The sequence below is a fragment of the Morganella sp. B601 genome (assembly GCF_051172335.1).
Lineage (GTDB): Bacteria > Pseudomonadota > Gammaproteobacteria > Enterobacterales > Enterobacteriaceae > Morganella > Morganella morganii.
Genome location: NZ_JBPIZE010000002.1, coordinates 729,834 through 751,574, shown reverse-complemented (window position 1 = coordinate 751,574; position 21,741 = coordinate 729,834). Strand labels below are relative to the sequence as shown.

24 protein-coding genes and 1 tRNA gene are annotated in these 21,741 nt (G+C 50.3%); 17 read left to right on the top strand and 8 right to left on the bottom strand.

Going from position 1 to position 21,741, the window contains the following annotated elements; genetic code table 11:
- Position 1: 1 nt before the first annotated feature.
- Positions 2-664, top strand: a complete 663-nt coding sequence (locus ACSBQN_RS08275; protein ID WP_227989321.1) for a CerR family C-terminal domain-containing protein — start codon at positions 2-4, stop codon at positions 662-664.
- Positions 665-704: 40 nt separating this feature from the next.
- Here the strand turns inward: ACSBQN_RS08275 and nlpA are convergent, their stop codons facing one another.
- Complete coding sequence (gene nlpA / locus ACSBQN_RS08270; protein WP_024473388.1) at positions 705-1,520, bottom strand: lipoprotein NlpA; 816 nt, start codon at positions 1,518-1,520, stop codon at positions 705-707.
- Between the two features lie 430 nt (positions 1,521-1,950).
- Here nlpA and ACSBQN_RS08265 point away from each other — a divergent pair, with 430 nt between their 5' ends.
- Positions 1,951-2,202 carry a hypothetical protein gene (locus ACSBQN_RS08265; protein WP_036405943.1) on the top strand — a complete coding sequence of 84 codons (252 nt, stop codon included), beginning with the start codon at positions 1,951-1,953 and terminating at the stop codon, positions 2,200-2,202.
- Here ACSBQN_RS08265 and ACSBQN_RS08260 read toward each other — a convergent pair.
- Both ACSBQN_RS08260 and ACSBQN_RS08255 read right to left on the bottom strand, forming a co-directional pair.
- Complete coding sequence (locus ACSBQN_RS08260) at positions 2,180-2,425, bottom strand: hypothetical protein (protein WP_036405941.1); 246 nt, start codon at positions 2,423-2,425, stop codon at positions 2,180-2,182. The genes ACSBQN_RS08265 and ACSBQN_RS08260 overlap by 23 nt on opposite strands.
- A 144-nt stretch (positions 2,426-2,569) precedes the next feature.
- The gene (locus tag ACSBQN_RS08255) at positions 2,570-3,277 is read right to left on the bottom strand and encodes a LexA family protein (RefSeq protein ID WP_004235063.1); all 708 of its coding nucleotides are present in this window, start codon (positions 3,275-3,277) and stop codon (positions 2,570-2,572) included.
- Between the two features lie 367 nt (positions 3,278-3,644).
- On the opposite strand from ACSBQN_RS08255, the gene ACSBQN_RS08250 reads away from it, so the two are divergent.
- The 5 genes from ACSBQN_RS08250 to lysC all read left to right on the top strand — a co-directional run bounded on the left by ACSBQN_RS08250 (position 3,645) and on the right by lysC (position 5,296).
- A complete protein-coding gene (locus tag ACSBQN_RS08250) occupies positions 3,645-4,082 on the top strand; it encodes a hypothetical protein (protein ID WP_024473387.1) in 438 nt (145 codons plus the stop codon).
- Between the two features lie 72 nt (positions 4,083-4,154).
- Entirely contained in the window at positions 4,155-4,349 is a 195-nt protein-coding gene (locus tag ACSBQN_RS08245) for a phage holin family protein (RefSeq protein ID WP_024473386.1), read from the top strand.
- The gene (locus tag ACSBQN_RS08240) at positions 4,339-4,743 is read left to right on the top strand and encodes a lysozyme (protein WP_354633247.1); all 405 of its coding nucleotides are present in this window, start codon (positions 4,339-4,341) and stop codon (positions 4,741-4,743) included. Before ACSBQN_RS08245 ends, ACSBQN_RS08240 begins: the two co-directional genes overlap by 11 nt.
- A 6-nt stretch (positions 4,744-4,749) precedes the next feature.
- Positions 4,750-5,127 (top strand): hypothetical protein, encoded by a 378-nt coding sequence (locus ACSBQN_RS08235; protein WP_036405935.1) that lies wholly within the window; start codon positions 4,750-4,752, stop codon positions 5,125-5,127.
- Complete coding sequence (gene lysC, locus ACSBQN_RS08230) at positions 5,084-5,296, top strand: Rz1-like lysis system protein LysC (RefSeq protein ID WP_141650255.1); 213 nt, start codon at positions 5,084-5,086, stop codon at positions 5,294-5,296. Before ACSBQN_RS08235 ends, lysC begins: the two co-directional genes overlap by 44 nt.
- A gap of 358 nt (positions 5,297-5,654) precedes the next feature.
- On the opposite strand, the gene ACSBQN_RS08225 is transcribed toward lysC, so the two are convergent.
- Together ACSBQN_RS08225 and dsdC are read right to left on the bottom strand one after the other, a co-directional pair.
- Positions 5,655-5,729: transfer RNA gene (locus ACSBQN_RS08225), tRNA-Arg, on the bottom strand.
- A gap of 192 nt (positions 5,730-5,921) precedes the next feature.
- Positions 5,922-6,887 (bottom strand): DNA-binding transcriptional regulator DsdC, encoded by a 966-nt coding sequence (gene dsdC, locus ACSBQN_RS08220; RefSeq protein WP_024473380.1) that lies wholly within the window; start codon positions 6,885-6,887, stop codon positions 5,922-5,924.
- A 217-nt stretch (positions 6,888-7,104) separates the two neighbouring features.
- On the opposite strand from dsdC, the gene dsdX reads away from it, so the two are divergent.
- Positions 7,105-8,442 carry a D-serine transporter DsdX gene (gene dsdX / locus ACSBQN_RS08215; protein ID WP_024473379.1) on the top strand — a complete coding sequence of 446 codons (1,338 nt, stop codon included), beginning with the start codon at positions 7,105-7,107 and terminating at the stop codon, positions 8,440-8,442.
- 12 nt (positions 8,443-8,454) lie between these two features.
- Positions 8,455-9,789, top strand: a complete 1,335-nt coding sequence (locus ACSBQN_RS08210) for a D-serine ammonia-lyase (protein WP_024473378.1) — start codon at positions 8,455-8,457, stop codon at positions 9,787-9,789.
- A 65-nt stretch (positions 9,790-9,854) separates the two neighbouring features.
- Here ACSBQN_RS08210 and proC read toward each other — a convergent pair whose 3' ends face one another.
- The gene (gene proC / locus ACSBQN_RS08205) at positions 9,855-10,664 is read right to left on the bottom strand and encodes a pyrroline-5-carboxylate reductase (RefSeq protein WP_205501226.1); all 810 of its coding nucleotides are present in this window, start codon (positions 10,662-10,664) and stop codon (positions 9,855-9,857) included.
- 182 nt (positions 10,665-10,846) lie between these two features.
- Here proC and mlaA point away from each other — a divergent pair, with 182 nt between their 5' ends.
- Positions 10,847-11,605 carry a phospholipid-binding lipoprotein MlaA gene (gene mlaA, locus ACSBQN_RS08200; RefSeq protein WP_004239833.1) on the top strand — a complete coding sequence of 253 codons (759 nt, stop codon included), beginning with the start codon at positions 10,847-10,849 and terminating at the stop codon, positions 11,603-11,605.
- Between the two features lie 73 nt (positions 11,606-11,678).
- Here the strand turns inward: mlaA and fadL are convergent, their stop codons facing one another.
- Positions 11,679-13,019, bottom strand: coding sequence for a long-chain fatty acid transporter FadL (fadL, locus tag ACSBQN_RS08195; protein WP_024473376.1), 1,341 nt, complete (start codon positions 13,017-13,019; stop codon positions 11,679-11,681).
- Between the two features lie 338 nt (positions 13,020-13,357).
- On the opposite strand from fadL, the gene ACSBQN_RS08190 reads away from it, so the two are divergent.
- The 4 genes from ACSBQN_RS08190 (at position 13,358) to sixA (ending at position 18,039) form a co-directional block, all read left to right on the top strand.
- Positions 13,358-13,654 (top strand): YfcZ/YiiS family protein, encoded by a 297-nt coding sequence (locus tag ACSBQN_RS08190; RefSeq protein WP_004235078.1) that lies wholly within the window; start codon positions 13,358-13,360, stop codon positions 13,652-13,654.
- A 210-nt stretch (positions 13,655-13,864) separates the two neighbouring features.
- Positions 13,865-15,157, top strand: a complete 1,293-nt coding sequence (fadI, locus tag ACSBQN_RS08185; protein WP_024473375.1) for an acetyl-CoA C-acyltransferase FadI — start codon at positions 13,865-13,867, stop codon at positions 15,155-15,157.
- Between the two features lie 12 nt (positions 15,158-15,169).
- Complete coding sequence (gene fadJ / locus ACSBQN_RS08180; protein ID WP_354633250.1) at positions 15,170-17,323, top strand: fatty acid oxidation complex subunit alpha FadJ; 2,154 nt, start codon at positions 15,170-15,172, stop codon at positions 17,321-17,323.
- Positions 17,324-17,568: 245 nt separating this feature from the next.
- Positions 17,569-18,039, top strand: a complete 471-nt coding sequence (gene sixA / locus ACSBQN_RS08175) for a phosphohistidine phosphatase SixA (RefSeq protein ID WP_024473373.1) — start codon at positions 17,569-17,571, stop codon at positions 18,037-18,039.
- Here the strand turns inward: sixA and smrB are convergent, their stop codons facing one another.
- Positions 18,040-18,585 (bottom strand): endonuclease SmrB, encoded by a 546-nt coding sequence (gene smrB, locus ACSBQN_RS08170; protein ID WP_024473372.1) that lies wholly within the window; start codon positions 18,583-18,585, stop codon positions 18,040-18,042. It lies immediately after the preceding gene.
- A gap of 194 nt (positions 18,586-18,779) precedes the next feature.
- Between smrB and prmB the strand changes: the two genes are divergently transcribed.
- The 3 genes from prmB (at position 18,780) to ACSBQN_RS08155 (ending at position 21,730) form a co-directional block, all read left to right on the top strand.
- A complete protein-coding gene (gene prmB / locus ACSBQN_RS08165) occupies positions 18,780-19,709 on the top strand; it encodes a 50S ribosomal protein L3 N(5)-glutamine methyltransferase (protein WP_004239840.1) in 930 nt (309 codons plus the stop codon).
- Positions 19,710-19,788: 79 nt separating this feature from the next.
- Positions 19,789-20,877 (top strand): chorismate synthase, encoded by a 1,089-nt coding sequence (gene aroC, locus ACSBQN_RS08160; protein WP_024473371.1) that lies wholly within the window; start codon positions 19,789-19,791, stop codon positions 20,875-20,877.
- A 52-nt stretch (positions 20,878-20,929) separates the two neighbouring features.
- Positions 20,930-21,730 carry a sulfite exporter TauE/SafE family protein gene (locus tag ACSBQN_RS08155; RefSeq protein ID WP_024473370.1) on the top strand — a complete coding sequence of 267 codons (801 nt, stop codon included), beginning with the start codon at positions 20,930-20,932 and terminating at the stop codon, positions 21,728-21,730.
- Positions 21,731-21,741 lie beyond the last annotated feature (11 nt).

Genomic DNA, 21,741 nt, shown 5'->3' with positions numbered 1-21,741 from the left:
GATGAATAAACATACGCTCTCCTCAGAGCAGACCAGAGAGAAACTGATACAGGCGGGGATCCGCCTGTTTGCCCTCAGCGGTGTCAGCGGTGTCCGGACCCGGCAGCTGGCGGAGGAGGCGGGTGTGAATCAGTCAGCCATTCCGTATCATCTGGGCGGTAAGTCGGGCGTGTATGCGGCAGTGATCCGGAAAATTACCGATGACCTGGCCGCGGTGACGGATGTCAGCAGGATCGATGCTGCCACAGAGGCACTGACGGAACAGGCGCAGCCGGGCAAAACGGCACTGAAAACGGTACTGATCAGTATGGTCACCGGGCTGTGCAAGGCATTGTTATCGCCGGAACGTGCGCTGTATGGCACGCTGATCCTGCGGGAACAGCTGGAGCAGACTGAAAATTATGATGTCATTTATCAGTCATTTATTGAACCTTTTCATAAGCGGCTCTCTCTGCTGGCACAGCTCGCAGATCCGCAGGCGGATACAAAAACAACCATTATCAGGGCACACGCCCTGATAGGGCAGATTCTGGGGTTTGTGGTGGCACGAAAGGCGTATTTGTGCCGCAGTGAAACGGAATCTGTCAGTGAGGATGAACTGGCTGAAATCACCGGGCAGATTGTACTGCTTTCCTGCCGGGCTCTGGGACTGGATGAGGCGTGAATGACAGTGCCGGAGAGTATCCGGCACTGTATTGTCGTGATTACCAGCCGGGAACGGCGCCGCCGTTAAACAGCGTTTCCGCGGCTTTGGCAACTTCCGGTGACTGATAAGCTTTAATAAATTTTTGTACATTCTCCGCGTCTTTATTATCTTCACGGGTTACAATAATATTGACGTACGGTGATTCTTTATCTTCGATAAACACACTGTCTTTTACCGGTGATAAACCGGTCTGCTGAATATAGGTGGTACTGATAATGGCTACTGTGACTTTCGGATCTTTAATCACACGGGGCAACTGAGCGCCTTCCAGCTCCATGATATTCAGTTTCAGCGGATTTTCAGTAATATCCAGCGCGGTCGGTAATAAACCGGTGCCGGATTTTAATTTAATCAGTTTCTCTTTTTCCATTAATAATAATGCGCGACCCAGGTTTGTCGGGTCATTCGGCATGGCAATGGTATCACCGGTTTTTAATTCACTGATATTTTTAATTTTATCGGAATAACCGGCCATCGGAAAGACAAAGGTATTTGCCACGGCGACCAGGTTATAACCTCTGGCGTTATTATCCTGGGCCAGGAACGGACGATGCTGGAAGACGTTGGCATCAAGATCACCATTGGCCGTCGGGTCATTCGGTAACAATGAACCGCTGAAACCGACCAGTTCGACATCCAGTCCGTATTTTTCTTTGGCCACTTTTTTGGCAACCTCAGCCACATCCTGCTCGGCGCCATTAATCACACCGACTTTAATTTTTGTCATGTCAGTTGTGCCCTTATCACAGCCTGACAGTAAAAATCCCAGTGCTAAAACAGCACCGGAAAAAAACAGAGAGAATTGCTTTTTCATTATGTTCACCATTCTGTTTACTGAAAGTATGTACCAGTAAATAGCGGTAAAATGAAAGAAAGGTCAACGGGAAGGGTGATGCAAAAATTTCATCTTGACAGAAATAAAAAAAAGCCCGCAATCCGCGGGCATAATCACAACATTTCTTCAGGGTACTCTCTACTTGGATGAACTTACTATACCGGAGCGGATGTGTAGTAGTGTCCGGCTTTTTAAAGCTTGATTAATGTATTATCGGGATTTGTCAGCAAACCATGACAAAGTGTGACAGACTGCACATTAATATCCGAAAGTTATCATGATGAGAAAAAAAGAATATAGCAAACCGGAAAACGGCCGTTGTATTGGATAAATACGCAGTTACTGACCTGTTCAGGCAAATATATTCCGATATACTCATTCCGGAAGCCTGCATAATGATAAGTAATGCATGTTGTTATTTATCAGTGATAAACGGAGCAACAATATGCCAAATAAAATCTTTTCACCAAAATATAATCCGGTAGAGCGGGTGGCTTTTGATATGGCACTGGCACTTGCATCAAAAATTGAATCAGTTAACACACCAGCACAATTAATGGCCGAGATCGCGGCACTGTATCCTGAATGCTACAAAGCGGCTGATAACCAGCGTAAGCGGGAATACCTCGGATCACACGTCAAATTGCATTCGGTCGGATAATGTTGTCAATGACGGGCGAATTTACAGCATAAGTACGGCGGACAGAGAGTGCTTTTGTGACTCTGTCCATCGGACGCCTGTTCAGAGATAAGACCGGCGGTTTTTCATTGCATTCTCCGTTGATGGCAGCTTTCAGTGCTGCATTAAGCCGGTATTCCGCCTGTAGTTGTTGTCTGCGTGCAGCCCGGCGGGCTCTGGCACACTGATATCCGCGGCAACTCATTTTTACCTCCCTTTATTTCTGAATCATCAGCATGAAAATACTAATGGTATTATTATCGGGTATTATTTTCTCCGGAAAATAAATACTATAAGTATTATTTGTGAATGGTAAAATGCCCTCCGGCAGGAGGGCGGCAGGAGATGATTACAGCTTCATCATCATCTGAACAGCAACACCGATAATTTTACAGTCACCGTTAACTTTCATGGCCGGCCACGTCGGGTTAAGTCCTTTCAGATACCAGTTGCCGCCATCGATCACTAGTTTTTTGAACGTTGCTTCGTTGGAGTCCGTCAGCTTTGCGACGACCAGGCTACCGTTTTCGGAATCTTTGCCGGTGTCGATCAGGATCAAAGAGCCGTCAGGCACACTCTTGCCGGTTGGTGCGGTCATGGATTCGCCTTCGACTCTCAGCCAGAATGCGGCCCCCTGAACATGGGTTTCCGATTCATACCATTCGTCGATTTGATCCAGCCCGTAAGCTTCATTCGCCTCATTCCAGGCACCCGCCTGTACCCAACTGATTAACGGGTATCTCGGGGAGGGTTTATAAGGGCGAAGACCGGAAATGTTGCTGTCAATAGCGGCACTCAGTGCCTGTGCCTCTGCGGCAAGAGACGGACTGAAATCAGAAATAGGGACATTGAGTTGCGTGGCGAACACACTTGCTGTCTGCAAATTCAATGCATTACGGCCGTTAAGATAGTGACCGACGGCGCCCTGGCTGATATTCAGTATGTCAGCAATGCTCTGCTGGGTGATACCCAGCTCTTTTTTCTTTGACTCATACAAAGCTTTCAGTCTTCGGCAGTCTGCCAGCTGTTCTGTCGTCAGTTGTCGTTTTTCATTCATACAATATTAATACCAAAACCAGAATCTTTGTCAATACTAAAGATATTGACACGTTTAATAGTTATGGTATTATTTATCTGTCAGCAGATGATGTTGTCCCGCTCTTTAACAGACTGCGCTGAAAAATGCGCACCAGCAGTTTGAACCACTCCGTGTGTGAACAGGCTCCGGCGATGCTGAATGCATCGCCATCAAAAAAGCATCCCGTAAGCGGGATGGCCGCCGGTATTCTCCGGCACTATTTCTTTTAAGTAATTTTATTTAAATTTGCCCTGCACATTATTTTTATTTAATGACATCCGGCTCTGCTTCGTTTAATACGCCGCGCAGCCGGTAATTTACAGGATGAGACTTCAGAGGATATATTATGACTGAGGAAAAATTTAAAATATACGTCAATATTATCCGGGCCTGCCGGGATTATGATTGCTTTACCAACTGTGATGCTGCGCGATATACGGAGACATCTGAAATCTTTATCCGCACATATACTACTATTCTGCATAAAATCGGCAGTCTGATAAAAACAGGGATGGTTAAGCAGGGGCGGCATTATATTCCGCAATATGCTGTGGCACCGGATGCTGTCACGCGTTTGTACCGCTATGTCCGTGAAATCAGAGGGGAACCTGAACCCAACCCGATAATGAAATGTCCGTCAAAGGGAATGAAACGGATTAAATTCTGCGGACGGGTGGTCAATAAAGCCTTTATTTCTCCGGAGTTCGGACGTTCTGCGATTACCGATATTGATTCACGATTAAAGGCAGTAAGAAATAAAGATCCGGAAACGGTTTTACATTAATTTTTATATTTCAGACATTATCTGAGTTTACCTTTCAATAATATTTACGGAACCCTCTGCAAGGGAGTGTATATGAGCATGTCAGATAAATATTCCGGGCCCGCAGCATATACCTGGGGGCTTATCACTTCCGTTTTGGGTGTGTTATCGCCGGATCAGTGGGCAGTCCTTATCGGGATTGTCTGCACCATCGGTACATTTTTTATCAATTGGTATTACCGACGGAAAGAGTTTCAGATAAAAGCCGGAGATCATCATGAAGAATAATCTGAGCAAAAAAGTCATTGCAGCAGCAGGCGGCGCAATTTCTGCCGCTCTGGTGCTGATTCCGGCCTATGAAGGCGTGGAATACCGGCCCTACCGCGATGTGGCCGGGGAGCTGACTGTCTGTTACGGGCATACCGGCAGTGATATTCAGGCCGGAAAGATTTATACGGCGGATGAATGCCGGGCGCTGCTTTACCGTGACCTGGATAAAATCCGCCGCGCGGTTGATCCGATGATCACGGTTCCTGTGGATGACACCACCCGGGCTGCCATCTATTCCTTTGTTTACAACGTCGGCCCGGGGGCGTTTTCCTGCTCTTCGATGCTGCGAAAACTGAACAACGGTGATATTGCCGGGACATCCGCAGGCGGCTGTTATTCACTATCAGTGTGAAACCCCATGAATATACTGACAAAAATACTGGCCGGTCTCTGCATTGTAATACTGACCGGCCTGCTGCTGACACTGCATCTGTACAGCGGTGAAAAAGGTAATTACCTGATACTGAAAGATAAGTATGACCAGCAGTTGGCTGTCAATAATCTGACCCGGGTGGCTTTTATGGCCGGACATCATATCGTGCTCAGTAATATCAGGGCAAAGCAGACGGAGGAGGCGGAGCATATCAATGTTAAGACAATTATCAAAACAGTACTTAAAGAGGATGAATGTGCTGCCACTTCTGTGCCTGGCAGTGTTACCGGCAGGTTGCAGCAATACGAAAGAGACATTCGTGCCCGCGCCGGTGGTGCCGGTTCCGGCTCATCTTCTCGCTGACTGCCTGCTGCCGGTTATCCCGGATGAACTGACTTACGGCGGCGCGATCCTGCTGCTGACGGATGCGATGAAAACAATCGCGGACTGTAATCACGATAAACGGGCAATACGGGAGTTTGAGCAGATGCGGGCTTCCGGAGCGGAAAGTAACAAAGGAAATGTGCTGTGAGGGTGGGCAGACGGTTATCAGCATTGTTGTTAACAACTGCTGTAAATGCGGGTGTGAATGTAAAGAGCCGGAAAAACCGGAACTGACGTGTCCGCCGGTAACGCCGAAACCTACGTGTCCGCCGGTCACTCAGACATGTACACCGCCGGATACACCAACAACACCGACATGTACGGGGGTAGGAACTAATTCGCCGTGATATGCAACAGTTTTTAAGTCTTTTATCCAAAAAGCTTCGCTAATTAACGGGGCTTTTTTATCCGGAAGATAGATTATAACTGCCGGGATCACGGACATTTTTTCCGAATCAGGTAAGTCTGGTGTTCATATTGTGGATACGGACAGACGAGCGGTATTTTGGTGTCCCCTGCAGGAATCGAACCTGCAATTAGCCCTTAGGAGGGGCTTGTTATATCCATTTAACTAAGAGGACATGATGTCTGATGGTATGGCCGGTTTTGCGGCGGGTCATATGTTAACGCTCAACCCCGCATTCTATCAAGTCTTTATTTCCGCTTTGTTTTTTCTCCGTTTCCGGTTGCCGGTGCGTTTTTTATGTGGTGCGCCGGTCCCGGATGTACAGATTGAGTGCATTACCTGCGGGATCCCGGGGGGCCGGCTGTATTTATGGTAATGTCTTCGTAACCTTTTGTTTTAGCCACGAAATAAAGATATCTGCTTTCGGATTACGCCTGTCTCCGAGCATAGCAAAGTAATATCGCTGACTGCATGTCAGTGAAATATCGCCGAAGGGCATCACCAGCATCCGGCTCTGAATACGTTTTTCCACCAGTTGTTTACGTCCCATCGCGACACCGGCATGATTCATCGCGGCCACAATCGCCAAATCTGAACGATCAAAACACAGATTGCGCCGGTGAGGGAACAAATCAGGCTGATAGTGTTCACTCCAGGCTTTCCATTCGTCGTAATCTGAGTTACTGCTCCATGCCTGGCGGTCATGCAATAACATGCAGTTCCTGAGCTGATGAATATTGTTATGCAGCTCATAACGTTTCGCATATTCCGGGCTGCAAACCGGCACGATTGATTCTGACATCAAATCCTCGCAATAGAGATTAGGTCTTGATATATCATCGTAATAAATTGCGATATCAATGCCATAGCCGCGAAAATTGACATCATCATTACCGGTTAACAGATTCAGCTGAATAGCAGGGTATTGATCCGTAAAATCCGCGATCCCCGGAATCAGCCAGCATTGCGCCAGTGACGGGCGGGAATAGACGGTTAACTCGCCGGAAATTTCCTGATTTTTGATATCAATGATTTCCTGGTTAATGTCATCCAGGTTTTTCCGTAATGCCCAGTAGATGCGTTCACCGTCTGATGTGAGTTCAACCCGCCGGTGAAAACGCTCAAATAACCGGAAACCCAGTTCGCTTTCAAGCATATTGATGCGGTGACTGACCGCACCGGGGGTCAGCGCCAGTTCCTGTGCTGCCAGTGCAAATGAGCTGTGCCGTGCCGCCGCTTCGAAAGTATGCAGACGTGACAGCTGATGACCCGATACCCGCTTGTTACGCCGCAGGGAGCCCGATGGTTCATACCGGTTTATATCCGATGTCATAGCCGCCTCTTTTTATTAAGCAGGATGTTTTTTTCATAAAGAATACCGCGTTTAAGGTGAATTTACATGATGCAATTCACGAAAAAAGTGCTGATTTTGATGGATATCACGCATTTGAGTTAACCAGGCTAATCCAAAGCCCCGGTTTCATCGTTTGTCACCCCTGAATATTTATTATCCAATGAATGCACAACAACAATATAACCAGGGGTAGGATATGGACTCTGTAATGTGGATGATCGGCACGCTGGTTTTCAGTATCTTGCTGATCATTATTTCAATTATTAAATTTAAGTTTCACCCGTTTTTAGCATTGCTGCTCACCAGCTTTTTTGTCGGGATCGCCATGAATATGGAACCGCAGGATATGGTCAGCGCCATCGAAAACGGGATTGGCGGGACACTCGGATTTTTGGCGGCCATTATCGGACTGGGGACCATACTCGGAAAGATGATGGAAATATCCGGCGCTGCTGAGCGAATCGGGATCACGCTGGAAAAATGCCGCTGGTTAAGTCCCGATGTCACCATGATATTGATCGGCCTTATTTGTGGTATCACACTGTTTGTCGAAGTCGGGGTTGTATTACTGATCCCTCTGGCGTTTTCGATTGCCAAAAAAACAAATACCTCATTATTAAAACTGGCAATTCCGTTATGTACGGCGCTGATGGCCGTACACTGCATTATTCCGCCGCACCCTGCTGCGTTATTTGTCACCAATGAACTCGGCGCGGATATCGGAACGGTGATTGTGGCCGGATTAGCGGTGGGACTGGTTGCATCACTGATTGGCGGACCGCTGTTCCTGAAATTTTTGGGGGATCGTTTACCGTTCAAAGTTGTACCGGCCGCGTTTGCTGACCTGAAAGTGCGTGAAGAAAAAGACTTACCTTCATTAGGCGCGGCGTTATTTACGGTTCTGCTGCCGATTGTGCTCATGCTGATAAAAACAACCGCTGATTTAAACATGAGCAAAGATAGCCCGTTATTCACCTTTTTACAGTTTATCGGTAATCCGATAACCGCCATGTTTATCGCCGCGTTTGCCGCTTATTACGTATTGGGTATCCGCCGTCATATGGGAATGAGCGTCCTGCTCAGCAAAACGGAAGAAAGCTTTAGTTCGATTGCGAATATCTTATTGATTATCGGGGCAGGAGGTGCATTTAACGGCATCCTGAAAGGCAGCGGGCTGAGTGATTCTCTGGCGCTGGTGCTGTCCGGTATCGATATACATCCGATTTTACTTGCCTGGCTGGTGGCTATCATTCTTCATGCCGCAGTCGGATCAGCAACTGTCGCCATGATGGGCGCGACCGCAATCGTGGCTCCTCTGATGCCGCTGTATCCGCATATCAGTCCTGAAATTATGACGCTGGCTATCGGCTCCGGGGCAATCGGCTGCACCATTGTGACTGATTCCTTATTCTGGCTGGTGAAACAATATTGTAATGCCACGCTGGCGGAAACATTCCGTTATTACAGTGTCGCCACGCTGATTGCGTCCGTTGTCGCGCTGGCCGGCACCTTTGCACTTTCCTATGTGATTTAAAAGAGAGTAATGATGACTCAGATTAATATTGAAAAGTTAATTGCTGACTATCCATTGGTTCAGGAACTGATTGATTTAAAACAGGTGGCATGGTTCAACCCCGTCGTAACCACCACGGAAGCGGGTTTACCGTATGTGGGACTGACACTAGAGGATGTGAAGGATGCACAAGCACGCTTAAGCCGCTTTGCCCCGTATCTGATGAAAGCTTTTCCTGAAACACAGGTCATGCAGGGGATCATTGAATCTGACACGGTAGCGATTCCGCAGATGCAGGCGGCTCTTGCGGCACGTTATCAGACGCCGCTGACAGGGAAAATGTATCTCAAGAAAGACAGTCATTTGCCGATCTCCGGTTCGATAAAAGCGCGCGGCGGGATCTATGAAGTGCTGACTCATGCGGAAAAACTGGCGCTGGAGGCAGGATTGCTGTCAACCGGTGATGATTATGCGGTGTTATTCTCTGATGAATTCAGGCAGTTTTTCAGTCAGTATCGTATTGCTGTCGGATCAACCGGTAACTTAGGGATGTCCATCGGCATTATGAGCGCGAAACTGGGTTTCAGTGTCAGTGTGCACATGTCTGCGGATGCCAGACAATGGAAAAAAGACAAATTACGTTCTCATGGTGTTAATGTTGTTGAATATGAACAGGATTACAGTATCGCGGTGGAGCAGGGGCGTAAGGAAGCCGAAAAAGATCCGTCCTGCTTCTTTATTGATGATGAGAACTCCTCCACACTCTTTTTAGGTTATGCGGTGGCGGGTCTGCGGCTGAAAAAACAATTTGCTGAAAAGGGTATTACCGTTGATGAGCAGCATCCGCTGTTTGTGTATTTACCGTGCGGTGTCGGCGGTGGCCCCGGCGGTGTTGCATTCGGATTAAAACTGACATTTGGTGACGCGGTACATTGTTTCTTTGCGGAACCGACGCATTCACCCTGTATGTTGCTCGGGGTGCATACCGGTCTTCATGATGCTATCTCTGTTCAGGAAATCGGTATTGACAATATTACTGCGGCCGATGGTCTCGCGGTCGGCAGGGCATCCGGATTTGTCGGCCGGGCAATGGAGCGGCTGATCGACGGTTATTACACTATTGATGATGCGGAAATGTATAACCTGCTGGGATTGCTTGATCAGACAGAAGCTATCCGGCTGGAACCTTCCGCTTTAGCGGGCATGCCCGGTTGTGTGCATGTGACCCGGAATCAGGCGTATTTACAGGCTGAATCGCTGACACCGGAACGGATGGCGAATGCCATACATCTGGTTTGGGCAACCGGCGGCGGGATGGTTCCGGAAGATGAGATGCAGAAATATTTATCACAGGCCAAAGGTAACTGACAGGGCAGTGAGCAACTGAACAGACCGGGACCGGCGCGATTGTTGCCGGTTCCGGTATCAGGTGATTATTTACGGCTCATTTCCTGTGATTTTTCTGTCGCACTGCGGACACCGGCTATCACCGCCTGACGTAAACCCATTTCTTCCAGTTTGATGACTGCTTCAATCGTGGTGCCGCCCGGCGAGCAGACCATATCTTTCAGTTCACCCGGATGTTTGCCGGTTTCGAGAACCATTTTTGCCGCACCCATTACGGTTTGTGCTGCAAATTCATAGGCTTGTTTTCGAGGCATACCGCCAGCCACAGCCGCATCTGCCATTGCTTCAATAAACATAAAAACATACGCAGGAGCAGACCCGCTGACACCGATTACGGCATCAATCAGCGATTCCGGTACTAATTCGGCACGTCCGAAACTGCGGCACAGTGACATTACCAGCTCAGTTTCTTCATCCGTCAGATAAGCATTAACGGTAACGGATGTCATCCCGGCATTGACCAGCGCGGGGGTGTTCGGCATCAGACGGACCACTTTGGCGGATGGCGGCAGGGCGGCTTCCAGAGCTTCCAGAGTCACACCGGCGGCCATTGAAACAATCAGGGTATCCGCTTTCAGGCAAGGGGAAATATCACGTAATACACCGGGAACGGCGTAAGGCTTTACACCTATAAAAATAATATCGGATTGTTCCGCCACCCGCTGCGCTTGTGCCTCACCGTGAACACCGAATTCCTGCGCCACGCGGTTGGTACTGGCCGGGCTGTGGTTAAGTACAAAAACAGTATCAGGGGAAATAATTTTTCCTGAAATCAGGCCGTTAAGGATGGCTTTTCCCATATTTCCGCAACCAATAAATCCGACTTTTTTATTCATGATGGCTCCTGTATTGCTGACAAAGACTGACCTGAAGAGCAGGATACCACTCTGTGCTGCCGGGGTAACCCGGTAATTTCGGCATGATTTACATACACAAATATACAAAATCCGGGTAATATTGACCTATTATAGATACGTGAAACTGTAAAATTTGTTCACGTTTTGGCATGGAGAAACATATGAAGTATCAGGTAAGTGGCCTGACACTTGCTGCGGTGCTGCTGATTGGCGGGTGCGCAAGTTCGGATCAGACACCGGGAACGCGCAGTGATCCGCTCGAAGGATTTAACCGCTCAATGTTCAATTTTAACTATAACGTGCTGGATCCTTATGTGCTCAGACCGGTGGCGGTTGCCTGGCGGGATTATGTGCCGACACCGGCGCGTAACGGCACCATCAACTTCCTCGGTAACCTCGAAGAACCAGCCAGTATGGTAAACAATTTTCTGCGCGGGGATTTTTACCAGGGATTTAAGCACTTTAACCGCTTCTTCCTCAACACAGTCTTTGGCCTGGGCGGCCTGATTGATGTCGCGTCTATGGCGAACCCTGAACTGGCGAAAACGGAACCGGCACGGTTTGGTAATACCCTGGGTTATTATGGTATGGGTTATGGTCCGTATGTGGTTATTCCGGGTTATGGCGGCGCAACACCGCGTGTGGATGGCGGCGACTGGCTGGATACCACGTATCCGATGCTGAGTTACCTGACTATCTGGATGGGTGTCGGTAAATGGGCTATCGAAGGGATCGATAACCGTGCTCAGGCACTGGATGCGGAAGGGGTGCTGCATAACTCCAGCGATCCGTATCTGATGATGCGTGAAGCTTATTTCCAGCGCAATGACTTCCTGGCCTCCGGCGGGGCACTGAAAGTGCAGGAAAACCCGAATGCGGCAGCGATTGCTGATGAGCTGGATTCTATCGACAGCGAATAATGTGCTGGTGGCAGACAAATAAAAAAGTTCTGGTCAGTGACCAGAACTTTTTTTATGCATTCAGACCGGAAAATCAGAAGCTGTAGTTAAAGTTAACGCCGTATAACCAGGCTTTACCGGAGGAGCTGAATTCGTAGTTTGGCATTTGCAGGTTCGGATTACCCAATTTGCCACCGATAGCAGCAAGCTGATCTTTACTCATCAGCGGCTCAGAGATATTCACTTTACGCCCGTGCATATAGGCAACACCAACATCAACAGATGCATCTTTGTTGAAGGCGTAGGTTGAGCCCAGGCTGAACCAGATACGATCCTGGTCCGGAATAGAGATGGAACGGTTGTTCGCCGGAACCGGACTGTCATCAAAGGCAACACCACCGCGGAAGGTCCAGTTATCGTCATGATAATAGGTGGTACCTAATGCCACGCGGTATGCATTTTTGAAACCTTCATGCTTTTCAAACAGGACGTTGCCGTTGCCTTTATCTGTTGCTTTCAGCTCCTGGAATGAATCCCAGCCGGTGTAAGCAAAGGTATAATGAACCGCCCATTTTGGTGCAACACGGTGATAAGCAGAGAATTCCCAGATATCCGGTAAATTCAGATCCAGTTTACCCTTGGTGGAATGGTCAAGAAGACCCGGAATGTTTTGAGTGAAATCACCGTCTTTAAATTTCACAGTGACTTTAGAGCGATATGTCAGACTGAAACGGTTATCTTTATCCAGCTCATATAACATCCCTGCATTCCAGCCGTAACCCCAGCCGTCACCTTTCAGCTTGGCAAGGTTAGAGTTTGCAGGAATTTTTGCTAATGCAGGATTTTTGGTCAACCCGGCTGCAACCTGGCCCAGCTCACCGGTATGACGCGAGATTTCCGCATCAGCGTAAACCGCATTCAGCCCCAGACCAAAACTGAAATTGTCATTCAGACGGTAAGCACCCGCTACGTTAAAGTTGGCAGTCACGAGATCGGTTTTGCCACCGATAGCACCGGCAGAGTAGTTATCTTTAAACTCTGTTGCCAGGCCGAAGTTTGTGGTGGTTGATGCGCCGACTGACCATTTTTCATTAATCGGCATAATAAAATGCAGGTTCGGGACAACCGCGCTTGGCGCGATATCTTTGGCGTCAGTGCTGTTACCGGTCAGCGGGGACTTACCGCTGATATCCACTGACGGGTTGATCAGGATCGCACCGGCGGACATGGACGGGCGATCAAATAATGTCATTGCTGCCGGGTTGCGGCTGCCGACGCTGGCATCATCTGCCACGGCACCTTCCCCTGAAAACGCACGTCCGAGTGCAGACGTGGAATACTCATTTAATTGAAAACCCGCCGCAAAAGCCTGAGTTGCTGTTAATGAAACTGCCACTGCCAGTGCTGAACGAGTGAACAGGTTTTTCTGGTTCATGACCAAAACCCTCTTGTTTATTTTGTTTATGTACTACTTTGGTAGTTAGAAGTAGCGCTGGATTGTATGTTTGCTTGTTGATATGACAAATCAGACCAGTTGACAGAGTATAGAATCAGCGTGCTGAAATGTTATTTTTTTGTATGAAAATAAGCGGATTGAGATGCAAAAATGCGATTTAGATTACAAAAATTTAACAATAACGTGGTTTTTGAGAGCAAAAAGTGGCTTTAGCCCGAGTAGATCAAACAATAGATTGAATTTTTATGGTTTACTTTGATAAATGGTATGATTCAGTACTAAGACTGCAGGCTATTTTTAACTAACGGGAGACTGAAATGGCTGACGAAAAAAAACTGTGCAGCGCAGAAGAAACCGCAGCATGCTGCTGTGTGGATGTAGGCACTATTATTGATAACGAAAGCTGCACCTCTTCTTTCGAGCGCGTATTTGCATCTAAAGCAGACGCTGAGCAGATGATGGCAGCACTGACTGCCAAAGCAAATGCAGCAGCATCTGAACCATGCAAAATCCACAGCGAATATAAAGAAACGGCTGACGGCGTTCTGCTGAAAGCGGATTTCACTTTCAGCTGCCAGGCTGAAACACTGATCTTTGAACTGGGTCTGCGTTAATTCATCAGAACAATACGCAAACTGATTCAGGCCTCCGGTGAATACGGGGGCCTTTTTTTATCGATTTTTTGTTATAAAAAGTTTATTTCCCTGAGCCACCTCGCATTTCTCAGCTATCCGCATTGCGTGAATGCAACACGATGTTAACAATATCAGCAGGTCAGACCACCGGCAGTTCGTGATAACCTCTCATCATGTAAGGATGAACGAATGAAGCAGGCACAGGCAGAACGCATTGCAGTTGTTGACGGATTACGGACACCGTTTGCACGGCAGTCCACGGTATACCGTGATATCCCGGCGGTTGAACTTGGCCGGGCAGTGGTGCAGGAACTTCTTTTTCGCCAGTCATTTCCGGCAGAATTGGTTGACCTTGTCGTTTTCGGCCAGGTGATCCAAATGCCTGCCGCGCCCAATATTGCCCGTGAAATTGTGCTCAGTACCGGGTTGCCGGTAACCACCGATGCGTATTCTGTGACCCGTGCCTGTGCCACCAGTTTTCAGGCCATCGCCAATGCGGCGCAGGCGATACAGTGCGGACAGAATCAGATAGCTGTCGCAGGCGGGGCTGATTCCGCTTCTGTGCTCCCGATTGGCGTGTCGCGCAAACTGGCCGGAGTATTGCCGGATCTCAGTAAAGCCCGGAAATTATCGCAGAAACTCCGATTGCTGGCCGCATTGCGGCCGCGCGACCTCCTGCCTGTTGCCCCTGCGGTGGCGGAATATTCCACTGGTCTGCGCATGGGCGATACCGCCGAACAGATGGCAAAACGTTACCATATCAGCCGTCAGGCACAGGATGCGTTTGCCCATCAGTCACATCAGGCCGCCACACAGGCGTGGACATCCGGTGTTCTGCGCGATGAGGTGATGACAGCCCGTTTTCCGCCGTTCAGTCAGGTATGTGAAGAAGACAATACGCTGCGGAAAAACTCTCTGCCCGGCAGCTATGCACAACTGAAACCGGCATTTGATAAACGTCACGGCACAGTGACAGCGGCAAACAGCACGCCACTGACAGACGGCGCGGCAGCTGTTCTGATGATGACCGAAACCCGCGCCTGTGAACTCGGGCTGACACCGCTGGGTTTTCTGCGCAGTTATGCATTTACGGGTAACGCGGTGCTGGAGGATATGCTGCTGGGGCCGTCGTATGCCGCACCGCTGGCACTTGATCGCGCTGGTCTGACATTGTCTGACCTGACACTGATTGATATGCATGAAGCTTTTGCAGCCCAGGTTCTGACTAATCTGCACTGTTTTGCCAGCGGGGATTTTGCCCGTGAAAAACTCAACCGGACATCGGCAATTGGTGAGGTGGATCCGGCGCGGTTTAATGTGCTCGGCGGGTCAATTGCTTACGGGCATCCTTTTGCGGCTACCGGTGCCCGGATGGTGACACAGACACTGCGGGAGCTGCGGCGGCGGGGCGGCGGTTTTGCAATGACCACCGCCTGTGCGGCGGGCGGACTCGGCGTGGCGATGATCTGGGAAACAGAATAAGACGGGAGACTGATGATGACACAACATGATGAAACACCTTCTGCCTTCCGCCTGACCGTGCGTCCGGATCACACCGGGGTCATTACTGTCGATGTCCCGGGTGAAAAAGTGAATACCCTGAAGGCGGAGTTTGCCGCACAGTTTGAGGCAGTACTGCGTGATGCCCGGCAAATCCCGGGGTTACGGGCAATGGTGATTATCTCCGGTAAACCGGATACGTTTATCGCCGGTGCGGACATTCATATGATAGCCGGATGTACAGAGGCCGCACAGGCGCAGGCACTGTCTGAATCCGGTCAGCGGTTATTTAATCTGATTGAAAATTATCCTTTGCCGGTCGTGGCAGCGATTCACGGCAGTTGTCTCGGCGGCGGACTTGAGCTGGCCATGGCCTGTCACAGCCGTATTGTCACAGACAGTGATAAAACCCGGCTCGGGCTGCCGGAAGTTCAGCTGGGGCTGTTACCCGGTTCCGGCGGTACACAACGTCTTCCTGCCCTGACCGGGCTGGTGGCTGCCCTGGATATGATGCTGACAGGGCGGCAGTTACGGGCAAAGCAGGCAGTCAAAATGCGGCTGGCCGATGATATTGTTCCGCCGGACATTTTACTGGAAACAGCGGTGGCCCGTGCTTTGTCGGCAAATCCGGCACAGCGGGATCCGGTACCTTTCCGGCAGAGACTGGAAAAAATGAAGGGGCTGCGGGATATCATCTTCCGTATAACCCGCAAACAGGTTCGCCGCCGCAGTGGCGGACTCTATCCGGCGGCTGAACAGATTATTGACGTGGTGCAGTGCGGCCTTGAAAAAGGCCGGGTGGCCGGGTTTAAAGCCGAAGCCGCTGCATTCGGTAAACTGGCGGTCACCCCGGTATCCGGTGCACTCCGTCATCTCTTTTTTGCCTCAACTGCACTGAAAAAAGAGTCTGCCGATGGGGTAAAACCCGCAGAACTGCATCATGTGGCGGTGCTGGGCGGCGGGCTGATGGGGGCGGGAATTGCCACGATTACCCGTCAGCGTGCAGGGCTGCCGGTCAGAATCAAAGATGTTTCGCAGGAAGGGGCAAATAAAGCGCTGGCTTTTTTCTGGCAGCATCTGAGCAAACAGGTTAAACGCAGACGGCTCTCCCCGCGTGAGCGGACACAACTGATGAGCGGCATGACCGGCACCACGGATTACCGGGGATTTCACCGCATTGATTTTGTGGCGGAAGCGGTTTTTGAATCTCTGTCATTGAAGCAACAGATGATTGCTGAGATCGAGGCAGTGACATCACCGGATACTATTTTTGCCTCGAACACCTCGTCACTGCCTATCCGTGATATTGCCGCGAAGGCATCACGGCCTGAAAAGGTGATTGGTTTACATTATTTCAGCCCGGCCGAAAAAATGCCGCTGGCGGAGATTATCCCCCATGAAGGCACAGATGCCGTGACACTGGCAACCACGTTGCAACTGGCACGCAGACAGGGAAAAACAGCGATTGTGGTCGGTGATAAAGCGGGGTTTTATGTTAACCGGATTCTGGCACCTTATATTACGGAAGCACTGCGTTGTCTGACTGAAGGTGAACCGCCGGAAAAAATTGATAAAGCGCTGGCTGATTTCGGTTTTCCGATTGGGCCGGTAGCGCTTTTGGATGAAGTGGGTATTGATGTCGGTACGAAAATTATGCCGGTACTGGAGGCTGCATTTGGTGAGCGGTTTGCACTGCCGTCGCAGTTGGATGCCCTTTTCCGTGACAACCGGCTGGGCAGGAAAAACAAACGCGGATTTTATGATTACACCCCGTTACCGTGGTGGAAACGCTGTGGCTGTAAGGCATCGCGTAAAGCGGATAAGCAAATTTATCCGTTATTGGGTATCACTGTACAGGAACGCCTGACATCACAGGAAATTACAGAACGCTGCCTGATGATGATGTTAAATGAGGCAGTAAGGGCGCTGGATGAACAGGTTATCCGTTCCCCGGCGGACGGGGATGTCGGCGCAGTGTTTGGTATTGGTTTTCCGCCGTTCCTCGGCGGACCGTTTTATTATATGGACAGTATGTCAGCAGTCGTCATGACAGAAAAACTGACGGCACTGGCTGCCCGCTACGGTGATCGCTTCATACCGTGTGAGGCATTACAGCAGCGGGCTGCGGATAACCGCCGTTTTTACTGAGAAAGTGCTGTGAAGTCACTGAGAACTCGGGGCGGTTGTTTCATTTTTCTGAACAGGTTCTGAACAAAATTCAGGTTTATCTCTGTGCTGAATCATTTTAATTAGGATTAATTTGAGGCAGAATGCCTTTCACCTCCCCTGACGGGGACGCAGAAATAACGATAATTTTAAACAGATCATTCTTTGATGTGATACGGCCCGGGGATTCAGACATGACCGTATCCGTCCTGTTCAGACGGTGACGTATGCAAGTTCTTATTATGCGACATGGCGATGCTGCTTTGCAGGCCGCCAGTGATTCAGTCCGGCCCCTTACCGCAAAAGGGATAACAGATTCCCGCTGCATGGCAAAATGGCTCGCCGGGCAGCACGTTCAGATTGATACCGTTCTGGTCAGCCCGTATCTGCGTGCAGAGCAGACACTGACCGAAATCCATGATGCGCTGAGTTTACCGGCTCAGGAAGAGGTGATGCCGGGACTGACGCCCTCCGGGAATGCGGATAGCACGGCGGATTATATCCGTTTTCTGGCGGAAGAGGGACACAAAGGGGTACTGGTGGTATCGCATCTGCCGCTGGTCGGCTATCTGGTGGCGGCATTGTGTACGCAGGAAACGGCACCGATGTTTGCAACATCGTCTGTTGCCTGTATTGAACTGGATGATGACGGACGCGGCACACTGCTCTGGCACCGCGGTCCCGGACAGATTGACTGATTACTCGCGCCGGGCGGTTTCAGCAATCTCAATCAGCAGCAGTAATGCGGCGGTGCCGCCCCATTCCTTAGGGGCCTGGTGAAAGGCAATCACATCCGGGTGTTGTGCCAGCCATAATGGTGTCTGTTGTTTCAGTACATGCTTGCCGTGCCCGTGCATAATACAGACACAATAGGTGTTTTCGCGGCGGGCTGCGGCTATCAGGGCACCAATTTCCTGTTTGGCCTGAAGCTGAGTCAGTCCGTGCAGATCCAAAAACAGCTCCGGCACATAATCCCCGCGACGCAATTTTTTCAGCTCATACGGGCTGGCATTTTCCCGCAGATAGCGCGCCGGACCGTCCATATCCAGGTTCGGGCGGTACTCATCTGAGAAATAAAAACTGGCATCAATCTGATCCTGCAACAGCCGTTCAGGCGCAATTTTGGTCACACTTGTCCGTGGTTTCGGGTGCACCACAATATCCTGTCTGATTTTACGTGTCCCGCTGATGGCCTCTTTAAACAGGTTCAGGTCATCATCAGTCAGGGGCGTCTTCTTTTTCATAACATCTCATCACTCAGTATTTTCCATAGTGTAACTGATTTTTTTACGGATGTTGACGCTATACTGCCGGTCACCGCTGACGGGAGCCACCGGAAAATTGCCGCGCATTTCACAAGATATGCTGATTTAGCAGCGACTTCATGGCAAACTACGCTATCAGATATCTTATTTTGTTTTACCCCGCCGGAGGCACTTTGGATAAAATTTACGTTGATGAAGCCGTCAGTGAGCTTCACACGCTGCAGGATATGCTGCGCTGGGCAATGAGCCGTTTTAATGCGGCCAATATTTACTATGGCCACGGCACAGATAATGCCTGGGATGAAGCCCTCCAGCTGGTACTGCCGACACTGTTTCTGCCTCTGGATTTACCCGCTGAACTGTATCAGTCCCGGCTGACCTCCTCAGAGCGTCACCGCATTGTGGAGCGCGTACTGCGCCGGATCACCGAGCGCGTGCCGGTGCCGTACCTGACTAACCGTTCCTGGTTCTGCGGCCATGAATTTTATGTCGATGAGCGCGTGCTGATCCCGCGTTCACCGATTGGTGAGCTGATTAACAATCACTTTGCAGGATTGCTGGATGCTGAACCGGAAACGATTCTCGATCTCTGCACCGGCAGCGGCTGTATCGCGATTGCCTGCGCATATGAGTTCCCGGATGCAGAAGTGGATGCGGCAGACATCTCAGCTGATGTGCTGGAAGTCACAGAAATGAACATTGAGAATCACGGCTTATCTCACCGTGTGGTGCCGATGCGTTCAGATCTGTTCAACGATCTGCCCGGGGTGAAATATGACCTGATTGTCACCAATCCGCCGTATGTGGATGCGGAAGACATGAGTGATCTGCCGGATGAATTCCGCGTAGAACCAGAGCTGGCGCTGGCTGCGGGCAGTGACGGTCTGAAACTGGTACGCCGGATCCTCGCCAATGCCCCGGATTATATGTCAGAAGATGCGGTGCTGATTTGTGAAGTCGGTAACAGTCAGGTGCACCTGATGGCCGAATTCCCGGAAGTGCCGTTTATCTGGCTGTCGTTTGAAAACGGGGGTGACGGTGTCTTTATGTTAACTCGTGATCAATTAGCAGAACATCATGACGCTTTTAAACTTTTCAAATAACCGTTCCTCCTGTAGGAATAGAAACATAAAAACAGGTTAAAACCATTCACTTGCACACAATCAGAGACAGGAAAACACGATGGCCGGAAACAGTATCGGCGAACTTTTTCGCGTAACCACCTTTGGTGAATCACACGGCCCGGCGCTGGGTTGTATTGTTGACGGCGTACCGCCGGGGCTGGCGCTGACTGAAGCCGATATGCAGGCAGATCTTGACCGCCGCCGTCCGGGCACATCCCGCTATACCACGCAGCGTCGTGAGCCGGATCAGGTCAGAATTCTGTCAGGGGTATTTGAAGGAAAAACCACCGGAACCAGTATCGGGCTGCTGATTGAAAATACCGATCAACGCTCACAGGATTACGGCGCCATCAAAGATCTCTTCCGGCCGGGACACGCGGATTACACCTATGAGCAGAAGTACGGCTTTCGTGATTACCGCGGCGGCGGCCGCTCATCAGCCCGTGAAACGGCGATGCGCGTGGCAGCCGGGGCTATCGCCAAAAAGTATCTGCATGAGAAATTCGGCGTGACAGTCCGTGCCTGTCTGACTCAGATGGGGGATATTAAATGTGATATCCGCGACTGGGCGCTGGCAGAGCAAAATCCGTTTTTCTGTCCTGATGAACGTCAGCTGGATGCGCTGGATGAATTATTGCGCGGCCTGAAAAAAGAGGGAGATTCCATCGGTGCGAAAGTCACGGTAGTGGCCGAAAATGTCCCGGCGGGTCTGGGTGAACCGGTCTTTGATCGTCTGGATGCGGATCTGGCGCATGCGCTGATGAGCATCAACGCGGTGAAAGGCGTCGAAATCGGGGACGGGTTCGGCGTGGTTAACCTCAAAGGCAGCGAAAACCGGGATGAAATTTATCAGACCGGCTTTACCAGCAATCACGCGGGCGGCATTCTCGGCGGCATCAGCAGTGGCCAGCCAATCATCGCGCATATTGCCCTGAAACCGACATCATCGATTACCGTTCCCGGTAATACGCTGAACCGGCAGGGCGAAGAGGTGGCTATGATCACCAAAGGGCGTCATGACCCCTGTGTCGGGATACGTGCTGTGCCGATTGCCGAAGCAATGACAGCGATTGTGCTGCTCGATCACCTTCTGCGTCACCGCGGACAATGTGCGGATGTCACGCCGCCGTTACCGGCCTGGTCATGATTTAAACAGACGTCCCGGGTATTGTGCCCGGGATTTTATTGGCAGGTAAAAAATGGAATGGTTTCAGTTCGGTGTTGAAATCTATGTATTGCTGTTCTTTGTTGCGCTGATTGCCGGGTTTATTGATGCGATTGCCGGAGGCGGCGGATTACTGACAATCCCGGCGCTGCTGGCTGTCGGTGTACCGCCGGTGCAGGCACTGGCGACCAACAAATTACAGGCGGTCGGCGGCTCTTTCTCTGCCAGTTTCTATTTTGTCCGGCGCAAAGCGGTGGATCTTGCGGGGCAACGGGTACCGATAATGATGACGCTGATTGGCGCGGTTATCGGCTCCGGGCTGGTGCAGTTTGTGAATCCGGAATTCCTCCGCCAGTTGCTGCCGCTGCTGGTGATTGCCATCGGCCTCTATTTCCTGCTGACACCCTCCATTGGCGCTGCTGACCAGAAACAGCGCCTGATGCCGTTTGCTTTCGGCTGTACCGCCGGTATCGGTATCGGTTTCTATGACGGTGTTTTCGGGCCGGGCGCGGGCTCTTTTTATGCACTGGCGTATGTGACCCTGGCCGGTTTTAACCTGGCGAAAGCCACCGCTCACGCCAAAGTGCTGAACTTTGCCTCTAACGTCGGTTCACTCTCATTCTTTATTTTCAGCGGTCATGTTATCTGGCTGATGGGTTTTGCAATGCTGGGCGGACAGCTTATCGGTGCCCGCCTCGGCGCCCGTATGGTGCTGAGCCGCGGACAAAAACTGATCCGGCCGATGCTGGTAACTGTCTCTTTCCTGATGAGCATCAAACTGATTTATGACAATCACGGCGATACTATCAGTACGTGGCTGTCTCAGCTTTTTTAATTTTCATTAGT

What these genes read in the sequence shown, in the direction of transcription:
- ACSBQN_RS08235 (WP_036405935.1), top strand. Translation starts at nt 4,750, where the DNA reads ATGAATATACTGACAAAAATACTGGCCGGTCTCTGCATTGTAATACTG.
- ACSBQN_RS08190 (WP_004235078.1), top strand. Translation starts at nt 13,358, where the DNA reads ATGGCTGACGAAAAAAAACTGTGCAGCGCAGAAGAAACCGCAGCATGC.
- ACSBQN_RS08250 (WP_024473387.1), top strand. Translation starts at nt 3,645, where the DNA reads ATGACTGAGGAAAAATTTAAAATATACGTCAATATTATCCGGGCCTGC.
- nlpA (WP_024473388.1), bottom strand. Translation starts at nt 1,520, where the DNA reads ATGAAAAAGCAATTCTCTCTGTTTTTTTCCGGTGCTGTTTTAGCACTG.
- ACSBQN_RS08260 (WP_036405941.1), bottom strand. Translation starts at nt 2,425, where the DNA reads ATGAGTTGCCGCGGATATCAGTGTGCCAGAGCCCGCCGGGCTGCACGC.
- ACSBQN_RS08245 (WP_024473386.1), top strand. Translation starts at nt 4,155, where the DNA reads ATGAGCATGTCAGATAAATATTCCGGGCCCGCAGCATATACCTGGGGG.
- dsdX (WP_024473379.1), top strand. Translation starts at nt 7,105, where the DNA reads ATGGACTCTGTAATGTGGATGATCGGCACGCTGGTTTTCAGTATCTTG.
- ACSBQN_RS08275 (WP_227989321.1), top strand. Translation starts at nt 2, where the DNA reads ATGAATAAACATACGCTCTCCTCAGAGCAGACCAGAGAGAAACTGATA.
- proC (WP_205501226.1), bottom strand. Translation starts at nt 10,664, where the DNA reads ATGAATAAAAAAGTCGGATTTATTGGTTGCGGAAATATGGGAAAAGCC.
- ACSBQN_RS08255 (WP_004235063.1), bottom strand. Translation starts at nt 3,277, where the DNA reads ATGAATGAAAAACGACAACTGACGACAGAACAGCTGGCAGACTGCCGA.
- fadJ (WP_354633250.1), top strand. Translation starts at nt 15,170, where the DNA reads ATGATGACACAACATGATGAAACACCTTCTGCCTTCCGCCTGACCGTG.
- sixA (WP_024473373.1), top strand. Translation starts at nt 17,569, where the DNA reads ATGCAAGTTCTTATTATGCGACATGGCGATGCTGCTTTGCAGGCCGCC.
- fadL (WP_024473376.1), bottom strand. Translation starts at nt 13,019, where the DNA reads ATGAACCAGAAAAACCTGTTCACTCGTTCAGCACTGGCAGTGGCAGTT.
- smrB (WP_024473372.1), bottom strand. Translation starts at nt 18,585, where the DNA reads ATGAAAAAGAAGACGCCCCTGACTGATGATGACCTGAACCTGTTTAAA.
- aroC (WP_024473371.1), top strand. Translation starts at nt 19,789, where the DNA reads ATGGCCGGAAACAGTATCGGCGAACTTTTTCGCGTAACCACCTTTGGT.
- ACSBQN_RS08265 (WP_036405943.1), top strand. Translation starts at nt 1,951, where the DNA reads ATGTTGTTATTTATCAGTGATAAACGGAGCAACAATATGCCAAATAAA.
- dsdC (WP_024473380.1), bottom strand. Translation starts at nt 6,887, where the DNA reads ATGACATCGGATATAAACCGGTATGAACCATCGGGCTCCCTGCGGCGT.
- ACSBQN_RS08155 (WP_024473370.1), top strand. Translation starts at nt 20,930, where the DNA reads ATGGAATGGTTTCAGTTCGGTGTTGAAATCTATGTATTGCTGTTCTTT.
- mlaA (WP_004239833.1), top strand. Translation starts at nt 10,847, where the DNA reads ATGAAGTATCAGGTAAGTGGCCTGACACTTGCTGCGGTGCTGCTGATT.
- ACSBQN_RS08240 (WP_354633247.1), top strand. Translation starts at nt 4,339, where the DNA reads ATGAAGAATAATCTGAGCAAAAAAGTCATTGCAGCAGCAGGCGGCGCA.
- fadI (WP_024473375.1), top strand. Translation starts at nt 13,865, where the DNA reads ATGAAGCAGGCACAGGCAGAACGCATTGCAGTTGTTGACGGATTACGG.
- ACSBQN_RS08210 (WP_024473378.1), top strand. Translation starts at nt 8,455, where the DNA reads ATGACTCAGATTAATATTGAAAAGTTAATTGCTGACTATCCATTGGTT.